Source organism: Roseibium aggregatum, assembly GCF_014692675.1.
In the GTDB taxonomy this organism is placed as follows: Bacteria; Pseudomonadota; Alphaproteobacteria; order Rhizobiales; family Stappiaceae; genus Roseibium; species Roseibium aggregatum_C.
In genome coordinates, this window is sequence record NZ_JABFCZ010000017.1 from 62,285 (window position 1) to 75,370 (window position 13,086).

At 62.0% G+C, this 13,086-nt stretch carries 15 protein-coding genes and 1 tRNA gene; 5 read left to right on the forward strand and 11 right to left on the reverse strand.

Annotation, left to right across the window (positions count from 1 at the left end):
* Nucleotides 1–6 precede the first annotated feature (6 nt).
* From HK439_RS15835 to aroA, 10 genes are all read right to left on the reverse strand, one after another.
* Nucleotides 7–378 carry a lipopolysaccharide assembly protein LapA domain-containing protein gene (locus tag HK439_RS15835; protein WP_328804176.1) on the reverse strand — a complete coding sequence of 124 codons (372 nt, stop codon included), beginning with the start codon at nt 376–378 and terminating at the stop codon, nt 7–9.
* 107 nt (nt 379–485) lie between these two features.
* Nucleotides 486–785, reverse strand: coding sequence for an integration host factor subunit beta (ihfB, locus tag HK439_RS15840; RefSeq protein ID WP_190292501.1), 300 nt, complete (start codon nt 783–785; stop codon nt 486–488).
* 18 nt (nt 786–803) lie between these two features.
* On the reverse strand, nt 804–1,790 hold the full coding sequence (gene sppA, locus HK439_RS15845) for a signal peptide peptidase SppA (protein WP_190292502.1): 987 nt from the start codon (nt 1,788–1,790) through the stop codon (nt 804–806).
* Between the two features lie 360 nt (nt 1,791–2,150).
* On the reverse strand, nt 2,151–2,534 hold the full coding sequence (locus tag HK439_RS15850; protein ID WP_190292503.1) for a hypothetical protein: 384 nt from the start codon (nt 2,532–2,534) through the stop codon (nt 2,151–2,153).
* 126 nt (nt 2,535–2,660) lie between these two features.
* Complete coding sequence (locus tag HK439_RS15855) at nt 2,661–3,089, reverse strand: FKBP-type peptidyl-prolyl cis-trans isomerase (protein WP_190292504.1); 429 nt, start codon at nt 3,087–3,089, stop codon at nt 2,661–2,663.
* Between the two features lie 154 nt (nt 3,090–3,243).
* Complete coding sequence (locus HK439_RS15860) at nt 3,244–3,645, reverse strand: hypothetical protein (protein WP_190292505.1); 402 nt, start codon at nt 3,643–3,645, stop codon at nt 3,244–3,246.
* Between the two features lie 311 nt (nt 3,646–3,956).
* Complete coding sequence (locus HK439_RS15865) at nt 3,957–5,084, reverse strand: 5-methyltetrahydropteroyltriglutamate--homocysteine S-methyltransferase (protein WP_190292506.1); 1,128 nt, start codon at nt 5,082–5,084, stop codon at nt 3,957–3,959.
* A gap of 494 nt (nt 5,085–5,578) precedes the next feature.
* Nucleotides 5,579–7,285: a 30S ribosomal protein S1 gene (gene rpsA / locus HK439_RS15870; protein ID WP_190292507.1), complete on the reverse strand. Its 1,707-nt coding sequence runs from the start codon at nt 7,283–7,285 to the stop codon at nt 5,579–5,581.
* A gap of 290 nt (nt 7,286–7,575) precedes the next feature.
* Nucleotides 7,576–8,202 (reverse strand): (d)CMP kinase, encoded by a 627-nt coding sequence (cmk, locus tag HK439_RS15875; protein ID WP_190292508.1) that lies wholly within the window; start codon nt 8,200–8,202, stop codon nt 7,576–7,578.
* Nucleotides 8,199–9,554: a 3-phosphoshikimate 1-carboxyvinyltransferase gene (aroA, locus tag HK439_RS15880; RefSeq protein ID WP_190292509.1), complete on the reverse strand. Its 1,356-nt coding sequence runs from the start codon at nt 9,552–9,554 to the stop codon at nt 8,199–8,201. The genes cmk and aroA overlap by 4 nt, the downstream gene beginning before the upstream one ends.
* A gap of 205 nt (nt 9,555–9,759) precedes the next feature.
* Here aroA and HK439_RS15885 point away from each other — a divergent pair, with 205 nt between their 5' ends.
* A complete protein-coding gene (locus HK439_RS15885; RefSeq protein WP_190292510.1) occupies nt 9,760–10,149 on the forward strand; it encodes a TIGR02300 family protein in 390 nt (129 codons plus the stop codon).
* Nucleotides 10,150–10,298: 149 nt separating this feature from the next.
* A tRNA-Ala gene (locus HK439_RS15890) sits at nt 10,299–10,374 on the forward strand.
* Between the two features lie 396 nt (nt 10,375–10,770).
* Here HK439_RS15890 and HK439_RS15895 read toward each other — a convergent pair.
* Entirely contained in the window at nt 10,771–11,607 is an 837-nt protein-coding gene (locus tag HK439_RS15895) for a LysR family transcriptional regulator (RefSeq protein WP_190292511.1), read from the reverse strand.
* A 131-nt stretch (nt 11,608–11,738) separates the two neighbouring features.
* Here HK439_RS15895 and HK439_RS15900 point away from each other — a divergent pair, with 131 nt between their 5' ends.
* The 3 genes from HK439_RS15900 to HK439_RS15910 are packed head-to-tail and all read left to right on the forward strand — an operon-like array spanning nt 11,739 to nt 13,047.
* On the forward strand, nt 11,739–12,401 hold the full coding sequence (locus HK439_RS15900) for a 5-formyltetrahydrofolate cyclo-ligase (protein ID WP_190292512.1): 663 nt from the start codon (nt 11,739–11,741) through the stop codon (nt 12,399–12,401).
* Nucleotides 12,398–12,835 carry a DUF488 domain-containing protein gene (locus tag HK439_RS15905; protein WP_190292513.1) on the forward strand — a complete coding sequence of 146 codons (438 nt, stop codon included), beginning with the start codon at nt 12,398–12,400 and terminating at the stop codon, nt 12,833–12,835. The genes HK439_RS15900 and HK439_RS15905 overlap by 4 nt, the downstream gene beginning before the upstream one ends.
* Nucleotides 12,832–13,047, forward strand: a complete 216-nt coding sequence (locus tag HK439_RS15910) for a hypothetical protein (RefSeq protein WP_190292514.1) — start codon at nt 12,832–12,834, stop codon at nt 13,045–13,047. The genes HK439_RS15905 and HK439_RS15910 overlap by 4 nt, the downstream gene beginning before the upstream one ends.
* Nucleotides 13,048–13,086 lie beyond the last annotated feature (39 nt).

Here is a 13,086-nt window from a genome sequence, read left to right on the forward strand (position 1 = left end):
AAACGGTCACGCAGCGTGTCGGCTGTCGGGTCCTGAAAGCTTGGGAGCCGTCGACGAGGCGCCGGGGGTCAGGCTTTCGGTTTGTTCGCGCAGCTGATCGGCTTCCTTATGCCATTTGTCGGCTTCGCGGCGTTTCACGCGCGCTTCCTTGCGCCAGCGTCCCTGTTTGGCCCAGGAACCGAGACCGCCGACAATGATGCCGACGCCCAGGCTGGCGAAGATCACCCAGAACAGCGGGATGTTCACAATCGTGAGGCGGGGGTCCTGGGGATCGAAGGGATTGAGCGACAGGGAGACCGTGTGGCGGTTGGCGACCGACAGGGGAACAAGCACAACGGCAATGGCCAGAAGAATGATGTTCTTGATAAACCGGGTCACAGGGGCCTCCTGAAGCCGTTTTCATGCAGGGACGATGTATCCGCGCCACTCACCGCGCCAATCTCCGCGTTGGCAATCTGCGGCACGGATGCACTCCTGTTTAGCCCTTAGTCGTCGCCGTGGTCCACACCGTCGTTCAGGCGTACACGCATTTCCTTGCCGGTCTTGAAGAAGGGCACGAATTTTTCGTCGACTTCCACCTTCTGGCCGGTCCTGGGATTGCGCCCGACCCGCGCCGGCCGGTTCTTGACGGAGAAGGCGCCGAAGCCGCGCAATTCCACCCGGTCACCGCGCATCAGGGCCTCGGTGATCTCGTCCAGAATGGCATTGACGATATTTTCGACATCACGCTGGTAGAGGTGTGGATTTTGTTCCGCAATATGTTGAACCAGCTCTGACTTTATCATTTGCCGCGCCCCCTCGATTTATGGATTTTCGTCTGCCGCCTCAGGAGCCTGCCAAACCGATACAAGACCGTCAAGCGTAAGCCCTCGGGGAATCAGTCCTTTAGCGGCTCCCAGACTACCGGTGAGACCTTTTGCGAAGCCTTCGCCGAGACTTTGGCTCATGCTGCTGGCCAGCGGCAGTCCGTCTTGATCCTCATCCACGCTCCAGTTGATCACCGGCAGATCCTTTGCCACGGACCGTTCCGTCTCCAGCCAGGAGATGGCCGCGTCTTCGCCGCCGATGGCATCGATCAGCTTGAGATCCAGAGCGTTGTGCCCGGTATAGATTTGCCCGTCGGCGCGGCTGCGGGCTTCTTCCACGCTCAGCCCGCGACGTTCCGCCACAAGGTTCACGAACCAGTCGTAGGAATCCATGACCAGCGTTTTCAGCATGGCGCGGGCTTCCGGCGACGTCGGCGTATAAAAATCCGGTTCCGCCTTCAGCGGTGCGCTTTTGACCGCATCCATCTGGACGCCCAGGGTTTCCATCAGCTTGGCGATGTTGCCGAACTGGAACAGGACGCCGATCGATCCGGTGATCGAATTGTAGCGGGCGACAATGTGGTCCGCCGACAGGGCGATCATGTAACCGGCAGAGGCGCCAACGGTGCGGATTTCCGCCACCAGCGGCTTCTTTTCGGCCAGTTTGCGCAAGGCATCGTAGAGCGCCTCGCCGCCGGTCGTGGACCCGCCCGGCGAATTGATCGAAAGGATCACGCCCTTGACGGCCTTCGCCTTGGAGATCTTTTCAATCAGCTTCAGCTGGTCCCGGTTTTCCAGGATCACGCCGTCGATGGACAAGCGTGCGATATGGGCGGATCGCTTGCCGATACCGGCAAACCCGGCCGCGTAGGCGATGCCGGCGATGACAACGAGCGCGACCAGGATGAAGGCGGCCCCGCGCCAAAAGGACAGTTTGCGTCGCATCCGTCTGCGGTCCACCAAGGCGTCTGCATCAAGGCTCATGTCTGACTAGCCGTCCCTAACCGGATTGAATGTGGGTCTGGCCACCTAAATAGGATCAAGGCGGCCGAAAATGCAATTATCTGCAAATGTTTTAGCGAAAATTCCCGCACTGGCATCGCCGGGCCGCATTCTCGCACTTGCGCAGGCCGATGCCTAGAGCGGCATTATGCGATCTTTCGTTCCACCCGCGCCAGGGCGCCCGACAATGTCTTCACGATTCCGTGATCGTGCGGCAATCGCGGCGCAGGCCGGCGGCCGAGCGTGTCCGTCCCCGCGGAGGCGGACTGTCTGGACACGGGAGTGTCACCGGGAACGGAGGACGCAGCCAGCGGCGATTGCTATTCGCCCGCGTCCGCCCCCTCAGGCGCTGGCGTCCTGCCTGTCGCGGGACAGGAAAACGATCACCAGGAAGAGGATCATGGAAAGAATGGTGAGCAGGGACCCGACCTTCGCGAACAGTTCTCCTTCCTGCCGGATCGCGAATACGATCCCGGGGATGAAAATCCACAGAGCCAGGGTCGCCACTACGAAATGGATCCTGGCCAGCAGGCCTTGGGCCGCTTTCGGGACCAGATGATAATAGATGCCGAACAGGGCCATGGTGACCCAGCCGAGCAGGTTCAGGTGGGCATGGGCGGGCGCCAGCGCGAAGTCCTGGACCACCGACATGTGGATGCCGAAGGCCATTCCGGCGATGACGTAGATGATGGCTGTAAAGAAAAACCAGAATGCAAGTCCGCGCATAATCTCCCCCTCATGATCGCATGCGTCTGCAGGAGATTATCCGAAAAAATACATAGTGCTACTTTAATTCGGCGCACAGCCGCCGGGCGGGAAAGCCCGGCGGCTGTGCGCCTGCTTGTCATGCTTCTAGTCGATACCGACCAGCGAGATCGCAAAGGTCAGGTCCTTGCCGGCGAGCGGATGGTTCGCGTCCAGGATGACGTTGTCGTCGCCGACCTCGGCAATGACCACCTGCAGCGTCTGGCCGTCCTGGGTCTGGACCTGCAGCTGCCGGCCGACCTCGAGGGGAATTTCCGGCGGGAACTGGTCGCGCGGCACCGGCTGGCGGGCCTGGGGCTGAACCGGTCCATAGGCCTTGTCGGCGGGAACGTGAACGGTTTTCTCGTCACCGACCTTCATGCCTGGAATGGCGTTGTCGAGGCCGGGAATGATCTGTCCGGTGCCGACCGTGAACTTCAGCGGATCGCGGCCTTCGGAACTGTCGAAAACGGAGCCGTCGTCCAGCGTGCCCTTGTAGTGAATGGATACGGTATCACCCGCTTTGACTTCGGTCATCGCGTGTCTCTCAATTCTGTCTGGTAGTTTTGGGGACGGTGAGTGTGCGAGGCCGCGCGTGTGGCGCAGGTTCTCTTGGCGCATGTCAAGCGTAACGGCTGTGGGCGAAATGTCAAAGGCGGCCCGGAACGGTCCACATTTAGACTTTCGGGCCCTAACCGGCCCAGGGTGCGGAGGACAGGATCTGCCGGGCCTTCCGTCTTTGCAGGAGCCTGCCCAGCCGGGTTTTGCCGGACCCGGCGGTCCCGCTGGCGCAGGCCTCCAGCGGCTGCAGGATCGCCCACACGGTCGCCGCCGCGTAGCCATCCGTGTCGTAGCTGCCGTCCATGAAGGATTGCCGCTGCCGCCTGAGCGCCTCCAGGCAGGGGTCAAGCGCGACCATGCCGTTCTCGTCGAGATGCTGCTTGATGATCGCGACGGCGCAGTGAACCGCATGGGCCTGCTGGTTGCCGACCGGCCCCCAATACCAGGTATCCTCTGTTTTCTTCTGCGCCTCGTCCGCCTCCCGGCGCACCACCTCGTCAATGTCGCAAATGCTGATTGTGGCAGGTGTCATGGCTCTTCGGACTGTTCCATGAAGACGGTCATGCACGCAAGCGGATAGAAGTCGGGGCGGGCACCGCCTTGGCCCACGCTCAGGCCGTCATCACACGGCGAAGTCCGGGTGATCCAATCCACCTCACCACAGGTCGGGGAAGAGGGGAAAGAAACATGTCTTCTTTCTTTCGCAATCGCTCCGACAAACGGCCGGGCGAGTAGATTGCCCGGACTTCGCCGGGCAATGACGATGGAGAGTTTGAAGAATTGTCATGAGTCAGAAGGGCGGCCCGAAGACCGCCCTTTCGCATTTCTGCCGGTTCGGGCCGCTTACTTGTCGACGCCGCCCCAGATGGCTTCGGCGGTCTTGACCACCAGTTCCAGCTTGCGGCGCTGGTCGTCCATGGTGACCTTGTTGCCCTCTTCCGTGGAGGAGAAGCCGCACTGCGGCGCGATGCCGAGCTGGTTGATGTCGCAGTACTTGGAGGCTTCCTCGAACTTCTTCTTCAGGTCGTCGAGGCTTTCCAGTTCCGGCGTCTTGGTGGTGATGAAGCCCGGCAGGACGCGCTTGTCGCCCTTCGGCAGCAGACGCAGCGGCTCGAGCGAGCCGGCACGTTCCGTGTCGTACTCCATGAAGTAGATGTCGATGCCGGTCTTGTTGAAGATGGCGTCGGCGGCCAGGTCATAGGCCCCTTCGGCCGCGTGGGTGGAGACGAAGTTGCCGCGGCACAGGTGCATGCCGATCTTCATGTCTGCCGGACGGTCCTTGATCGCCTCGTTCATGGTCCAGGCATACTTTTCGATCAGCATGTCCGGATCCTGGCCGAGTTCCTGTTTGGCGGCACGGTGCTTCGGGTCGCACAGATAGGCGAAGAAGATGTCGTCCATCTGCAGGTAGCGGCAGCCGGCCGCATAGAACGCCTTGACCGCCTTGGCATAGGTCTTGGCCAGGTCGGCGAACAGGACGTCGAGGTCCTTGTATTCGGCCGGCGCGATGTCCTTCGGATCGGTGCGGAAATGGCAGCAGGACGGGCCGGGAATGGAGATCTTCGGCTGCACCTTGGTGTTTTCGGCGACGAACTTGTAGTGCTCGATCATCGGGTGGTCGTCCGGGAAGTCGAGCTTGGAGGTGATCGTCGGGAAGATCGGGCGCAGCTTGACGCCGGCGAACTGGACGCCTTCGTCCCGCTCTTCCAGATCGAGGCCGGTCAGGCCGCCCATGAAATCATAGTGCCAGAAGGAGCGGCGGATCTCGCCGTCGGTCACCGCCTTTAGGCCGACCTCTTCCTGCATCCTGATCACGTCGACGATGGCCTTGTCCTCGGCGGCCTTCAGTTCCTCGGCCGTCACGGTCTTGTCTTCGAAATATCCCTTGCGGGCCGCCTTGACGGCGTCGGAGCGCAACAGGCTGCCGACGTGATCGGCACGATACGGGGCTCCGGTGACAGGCTTGGTCATGTATTTCCTCCATTGCCGCGGCTGCCGTCTGCAGCACGCCATGTATACATATCGGCGCCTTTCCTATCGCGGCGAAGCGGCGGCGTAAAGGCCACCCGACCGCCGATGCGCTAAAATGCCGTGCCGCTTGCACACTTCGACCTCCTTGCCGTTTGATCGATGCGAGTGGATTGCCCGGACTTCGCCGTGCAATGACACGGGGGAATGGCAAGGCTTATCTACACACGCTGCGTCATCACACGGCGAAGCCCGGGTGATCCAATCCATCTCGCCATAATTTCCCGAAAGTCGGGATGGTTCACACCCCGCTCCACCCGGTTCGGCTGAAGCGGAAATGAAATGTGCGAATGTCCTGGCCCATGGAGAAAGGAAGCTGAGCCTTGCCTGACGCAACTGCCCTGCTTCAGGAAAACGGGTTGGGTATGGGTCAACAAAAAAGCCCGGCGTTGCCGCCGGGCTTTTCGATGTCGGTATAAAGATCGGCTGGGCCGGTCTTATTCCTCGTCGCCGTCGCCGGCCTTCTTGAGGGCGGCACCCAGGATGTCGCCGAGGGACGCGCCGGAGTCGGAGGAGCCGTACTGAGCGACTGCTTCCTTCTCTTCCGCGATTTCCAGCGCCTTGATGGACGCGGACACGCGGCGGGTCTTCTTGTCGAACTGGGTGATGCGGGCGTCGAACTTGTCGCCGACGGCGAACCGTTCCGGACGCTGTTCGGCACGGTCGCGGGACAGGTCCGCGCGGCGGATGAAGGCCGTCAGGTCGCTGTCTGCGATCTTGACTTCCAGACCGCCGTCCTTGACCTCGATCACCTCACAGGTGACGACGGCATTCTTGCGGATGTCGCCGGCAGCAGCGGATTCCATCGGATCGCCGCCAACCTGCTTGATGCCGAGGGAGATACGTTCCTTCTCGACGTCCACATCGAGCACCACGGCCTTGACCATGTCGCCCTTCTTGTATTCCTCGATGACCTGCTCGCCCGGACGGTTCCAGTCCAGGTCGGACAGGTGCACCATGCCGTCGACATCGCCTTCGAGACCGATGAACAGGCCGAATTCGGTCTTGTTCTTGACTTCGCCCTCGACTTCGGTGCCGACCGGGAACTGCTCTGCGAAAGCTTCCCACGGATTCTGCAGGCACTGCTTGAGGCCGAGCGAGATCCGGCGCTTGACCGGGTCCACTTCCAGGATCATCACTTCCACTTCCTGGGAGGTGGAAACGATCTTGCCCGGATGGACGTTCTTCTTGGTCCAGGACATTTCCGACACGTGGATCAGGCCTTCGATGCCCGGCTCCAGTTCGACGAATGCGCCGTAGTCGGTGATGTTGGTCACGCGGCCGGTGAACTTGGCGCCGAGCGGGTACTTGGCTTCGATGCCGTCCCACGGATCGGTTTCAAGCTGCTTCATGCCAAGGCTGATGCGGTGCGTGTCCTGGTTGACACGGATGATCTGCACCTTGACGGTCTGGCCGATGGACAGAACTTCCGACGGATGGTTGATGCGGCGCCACGCGATGTCGGTGACGTGCAGCAGGCCGTCGATGCCGCCGAGGTCCACGAACGCACCGTAGTCGGTGATGTTCTTGACCACGCCTTCCACGGTCTGGCCTTCTTCCAGGCTCTGGACCAGTTCCGAACGCTGTTCGGCGCGGGTTTCTTCCAGAACGACCCGGCGGGAGACCACGATGTTGCCGCGGCGCTTGTCCATCTTCAGGATCTGGAACGGCTGCGGAGTGTGCATCAGCGGGGTCACGTCGCGCACCGGACGGATATCGACCTGGGAGCGCGGCAGGAAGGCCACGGCGCCGTCGAGATCGACGGTGAAGCCGCCCTTGACCTGGTTGAAGATCTGGCCGGTAACCTTTTCGTTCGCTTCGAAGGCGACTTCCAGGCGAACCCAGCTTTCTTCGCGGCGGGCTTTTTCGCGCGACAGCACGGCTTCGCCGAGCGCGTTTTCGACGCGCTCAAGATAAACCTCGACTTCGTCGCCGACTTTCATTTCGCCGTCGCGGCCCTTGGCGCCGAATTCCTTCAGCGGCACGCGGCCTTCGACCTTCAGGCCGACGTCGATGACGGCGAGGTCTTTTTCGATTGCGACAACGGTCCCCTTGACGACCGCACCTTCGTACATGTCGTTCTGGGTGAAGGACTCTTCGAGAAGAGCCGCAAAATCCTCGGTGGAGGGATTAAGTTCAGACATTGAAACTCCTGATGCCATTCCTGGCAGGCCGCCGGCGGGTTTGTGTTGCACTCCGGATCCTCAGACCCCCGGGACGCGATTTCACGTCCTGCCATCCCTTAAAGCTTTTGCGCGGGATGGGCCGGCGGGGCGAGAGACGGAAAATCCGGTCTCGTCTCAAGGCATGTGTCATGCCTTGCCGAATAGCGTTCCTGGGGTAATGAAGACCGGAAAACCCGGCGATACCGACCTAACACGAAAGGGGGCGCACCTGACGGTGAACCCCGCACACCCGGTCATATGATGGGCGCTTACGCGTCGCAGGCCTGCGTAACGATATCCACAGCCGCCTGGAACGCGGTCTCTATATCCATTTCTGTCGTATCAAGCAAGTGCGCATCGCGGGCCTGCTTCATCGGCGCCACCGTGCGCTGGCTGTCGCGCGCGTCGCGGCGCTTCAGATCTTCCAGAATGGACTTGTAGTCCGCCTGCTCGCCTTTCGACAGCAGTTCGTCGGTCCGCCGCCGCGCCCGCGCCTCAGGAGAGGCGGTGACGAACAGCTTCACCGTGGCGTTCGGACAGACCACTGTGCCGATGTCCCGGCCGTCGAGAACGGCGCCCGGAGGCGCTGCGGCGAAGCGCTGCTGCAGCTTCACCAGCTCCGTGCGCAAGGCGGCAAGCGTTGCCACGCGGGAGGCGGCCTCGCCGATCTCGTGGGCCGACAGCACGGACTTGTCCATGTTGGCCAGATCCAGATGGCGCGCCATTTCCACCGCGATCTTCTCGTCGCCGAGCGGCAGCCCCTTGGCAAGCAGGGCCGCGGCCACCGCCCGGTAGGTCAGGCCGGTGTCCAGGTGGCGCAGGCCGAAGTGATCGGCAAGGCGGCGGGCGAGTGTGCCTTTTCCGGAAGCGGCCGGTCCGTCGATCGCGATAATCATGCCGCCTCGCTTTCCGACCCGGAAATGGTCGCGCCCAGCTCTGCAAACAGGCTGGTGAAGGTCGGGAAGCTGGTGGCGATCACCGCGCCGTCGTCCACGGTCACCGGTTTGCCGCTGGCAAGCCCCAGCACCAGGAACGACATGGCGATGCGGTGGTCGAGATGGGTCACCACCGTGCCGCCGCCGATCGCGTTGGCGCCGCCCTTGACGGTCAGCGCGTCCTCGGCCTCGATACAGGGGATGCCGTTCGCCTCCAGCCCGCGGGCGACGGCCGCCAGCCGGTCGGATTCCTTGACCCGCAGTTCTTCAACGCCGGGCATGTGGGTGTCGCCTTCGGCAAAGGCGGCGGCCACGGCCAGCACCGGATACTCGTCGATCATCGACGGCGCGCGGTTCGGCGGAACGGTGATGCCCTTGAGCTTCGAATGACGCACATGGATGTCGCCGACCCGCTCACCCCCGGCGCTGCGTTCGTTGAGGATTTCGATATCCGCGCCCATTTCGATCAGCGTGGTGATCAGGCCGGTGCGGTGCTCGTTGAGCAGGATGTTTTCCACCGTCACGTCGGAACCCGGCACGATCAGGGCGGCGACGATCGGAAAGGCGGCCGACGACGGGTCGCCCGGCACTTCCAGATCCTGGGGCTTGAGCTCCGGCTGGCCCTTCAACCTGATCACCCGCTCGCCGGCCTCGTTCAGGGTCACGGATATCTCCGCGCCGAAACCGGCCAGCATCTTTTCCGTATGGTCGCGGGTCGCGATCGGCTCGATCACCGTGGTCTCGCCCGGCGCGTTGAGGCCGGCCAGGAGCACCGCGGACTTCACCTGGGCGGAGGGCACCGGCACCCGGTAGGTGATCGGCAGCGGCTGGCGCGCGCCCCGGATGGAGGCGGGCAGGCGGTCGCCGGAGCGCGCGATCACGTTGGTGCCCATCTGGCGCAGCGGATCGAACACCCGGCCCATGGGCCGCTTGGAGAGCGACGCATCGCCGACGAAGGTGGCGGCGATGTCATGGGTGCCGAGGATGCCCATCGTGAGGCGCACGCCCGTGCCCGCATTGCCGAAATCGATCACGCTTTCCGGCTCCAGCAGGCTGCCGAGGCCGATGCCGTCGATGGTGTAGCTGCCGTCGGCCTGCTTCTCGATGGTGGCGCCGACGGCGCGCATGGCGTTTGCCGTTGCCAGCACGTCTTCCGACTCAAGCAGGCCCGTCACCGTCGTGCGGCCGACCGCGAGCGCGCCGAACATCAGGGCGCGGTGGGAAATCGACTTGTCGCCGGGAACGCGGATCGTGCCGGCAAGAGGCCCGGCCTGGCCTGCGGTGAGAGGATGCGGTGTTGAACCGTGGGACATTGCGGGTTCCCGATTATGCGCTTTTTTAAGGGAGCATCTCCCTATCATGTGGATCGGCATTCGTCATCCGCCTCACTCCTTGAAATTTGTCTCGTCTCGTGCAGAACAATGGGTGAGGCTGGCAAATGGATTGATTTGCCTTTGACACCGGGGCGCAACAGAGCTATGGGGCGCCGACTATTCAAGAAGACGAAGGGTTAGCACAGTGGCAAAACCTGAACTTGGCACAAAGCGGCTGTGCCCAAGCTGCGGCGCGAAATACTACGACCTGAACCGGGACCCGATCACCTGTCCGAAATGCGGCACGATCTTCGAAATCGTGATGGTGTCCCGCTCCGCCAAGGCGGCCAAGGCGGCTGAGGTCGTCGAGGAAGAGGATGAAGAGGACGAGGACGCGCCGGAAATCGTAACCCTGGAAGAGGCGGACGCCGAAGCCGAGGGCGGCGACGAAGTGCCGGATCTCGACGACGACGAGGAAGTCGAACTTTCCGACGACGACAGCACCGACGACGACGTCTTCATCGACGACGAGGATGAGGACGAGGACAGCGTTCCCGGCATCCGCGTCGAGCGCGACGACGACCGCGAAGCTTAAGAGACTGACTTTCAAGGGATAATTTCGCCGGAGGCCTTTTCCACAAGGCGAATTTGAAATCCTTTGAAATTCTGCTTGATCAATGCGGGCGGCGCGACTATGTTCCGCCCGCATCGACGCCGGAAACCCAAGCCGGCTCATGGAGAAACGGGGCCATAGCTCAGTTGGGAGAGCGCTACAATGGCATTGTAGAGGTCAGGGGTTCGACTCCCCTTGGCTCCACCATCTCCTTCCTCTCCTGCGGGAGAGATTTTCCCTTAAAATCAATTTTGTTTCGTCGCTCACGCGCGTCCAGCGCATGCCTGCTTTTTTGCGCGGTTTGATAAGTCTTTGGGCGCTCTGCATCATGGCAGGTATCGGCCCGGCGCCGATTTTGGAGATCTCTCCGATCAACTTCCGCTTTGAGGAAACAGAGAGAGGTTGTGAGGGGTCTTGGAAGCAGGCACCGGCGACCGGCGAGGTTCCGCCAAGACGAGCTTCCTCCTCGCTGCGAGCTGTGGCCGCTGTTCTCAGTCAATGTTGTTGGCGCCGCCGGGATGCGAACCGGATCCGCCAGGGTGTGGTTGTCGAACACGCTCGAAAAGGCGTCCATCGCTTCGGCCGCAATGGCGTTCCTCCGGATCAGGAGACAGCCCCCCTCAGGCCGTCGACCATGGCATCGACCAGCGATTTGTTTCGATCTTCCCTGATGAGCACCCACGCCGGCAATTCGAAGACGGGGGCATCCGGGAGAACAAACAACGCGCCTTCGGAAATGCGGCTTCGCACGAGGCGTTCCGGAAAATAGCCGCATCCGCCGTTCTTCTCCAGGCATTGCAAGCCCAGCCAGCCTATGTTGACCGTGACGGCCGGCCCGGGAAACTCCGGAAAGCTTGCGCTGAACTGGGTGTCGAATTCCGGTCCCCAATCCACATGGATATAGGCTTCTGGCCGCATATCGAGATCGCGGTCGGAGGTGACCATCACAAGCCGCTCCGTAAGAAACGGAATAACGGAGAGGTTCGGGCGCCGCTGCGGCGTGTACATCAGGCCGATGTCGATCCTGCCGTCGATCAGTCCCTGCATCAGGTCCGGCTCGAAGCCGATCTCGGCGCGAAACGAGACGGCGGGATAATCGCGTGCCAAGGACGCGAACCAGTCAATCATGGCGCCGTCCCACAGCCCCATTCTCGCACCGATCACGATCCTCGCGCGGAACTGTTTCGGAAGCCCGATATCCTGGCGTGCGCGCTCCAGCGTGCGGACGAGTTGCCCTGCATATCCCAGGAAACGCCTGCCGGAATTGGTCAGGACCGCACCGGACCTGTTACGTACGAAGACCCGGGCTCCGAGCGTTGTCTCCAGCGCGGCAATCCGGGCGCTGACGGTTGACTGCGTGATGTGCAGCCGTTCCGCGGCAGCGACGAAACTGCCCGTGTCGGCGACCGCAAGAAAGGTTCGGGCATGTTCTACATTCATCGATCCGACATCCATCGAATTTTCCGATATATTATCGCATTAAAATTTGCTTTTTCAATTGAATGACATGCGGAAGAATGGGGCGCTGCCGGCCTGTTCCGGTTTTCCGGTCCAAGACGGGAGAGGAGACCATGAGCGATCCCACTTACGCATCACCGCCCTGCTTCGCCCACGAGATCGACGGGGGATGGAACGGTTTTGAGCCCGTCGATTCGCAGACCGCGTCCGACGTCGCGCGCTGGCGAAAGGCGGAGCGCGAGCGCCTCATCGCTGCTCGTCTTTCCGTTCCGGTCGAGGAGCGCCGTTCGACCGCACAGGCGGTCGTCGCTGTGCTGGACGGCTTCGTTGCGCAGTTTTCCCGTCCCGTCATCGGCCTCTATTGGCCGTTCCGGGGAGAGCTTGATCTCCGCCCGTGGATGGCGGACCTGTGCAAGCGCGGCGCCCGTGTGGCGTTGCCCGTCGTCGTCGAAATGGGGCGCCCCCTCCAGTTCCGGGAATGGCACCCCGGATGCCGGATGGAACGGGGCGTGTGGAATATCCCGATCCCGGCCGATGGGGGCGAAATATCTCCCGCGATCGTGATTTCGCCCGTGGTCGGCGCAGATCGCGCAGGTTATCGCCTGGGGTATGGCGGCGGCTTCTACGACCGCACCCTGGCCGCCCTGCCGGTGAAACCCCTGACGATCGGGGTTGGTCATCCTGCGGCAGAAATCAAGACGATCTTTCCGCAGCCGCACGATGTTCCGTTTGACTGGATGATCCTGGGCCACGAATGCCGGGAGAGGTCGACATGAACGCGCTGCGTATCAAACGCGTCTGCCGCGCTCCACGGACCTCGGAGGGAACGCGCATCCTGGTCGACCGCGTGTGGCCCAGAGGAATGACGCGCGACCGGTTGCGGATTGCCGAATGGTCGAAAGACATTGCCCCAAGCGCAAATCTCCGGCGCTCGTTCAACCATGATCCGGCGAAATGGGACGGCTTTCGCAAATCCTATTTCCGGGAACTGGCGGACAAACGTTCGCTTGTGTCGCGGCTCCTCCGCCTGCTGGAGGAGGGGGCGGTGACGCTCGTCTATGGAGCGAGAGACGAGACCCTCAACACCGCGGCAGCACTCAAGCACAATATTGAAGGGGAACGTGGCAAGCATAACCATTTCGCTTCATCGATGCATACGGGACGTCCGATGCACCTCACGCGGGCCGCGGCAAAGGGAGAATGCAGATGAAAAGACCGATCACACCTCTGCGCGAAGGCGAAGTGACACTCATGGCCGGCATGGTAGCCACGGTAATCGGAATCGTTCTCTTTTGCGTGGGGCAGGCATCCGCCATGAGCCATGATCCGATATTTCTGACGCCGGCTACAGGCGACGGCATTATCGCAACCGGCGTCCTGATCTGGCTGAAAGGCGTCGCGGAGCATTCGTGGGAACTTTAGGGTACGAAATTCAAAAAATAGGCTGAACTCGCGCGATCG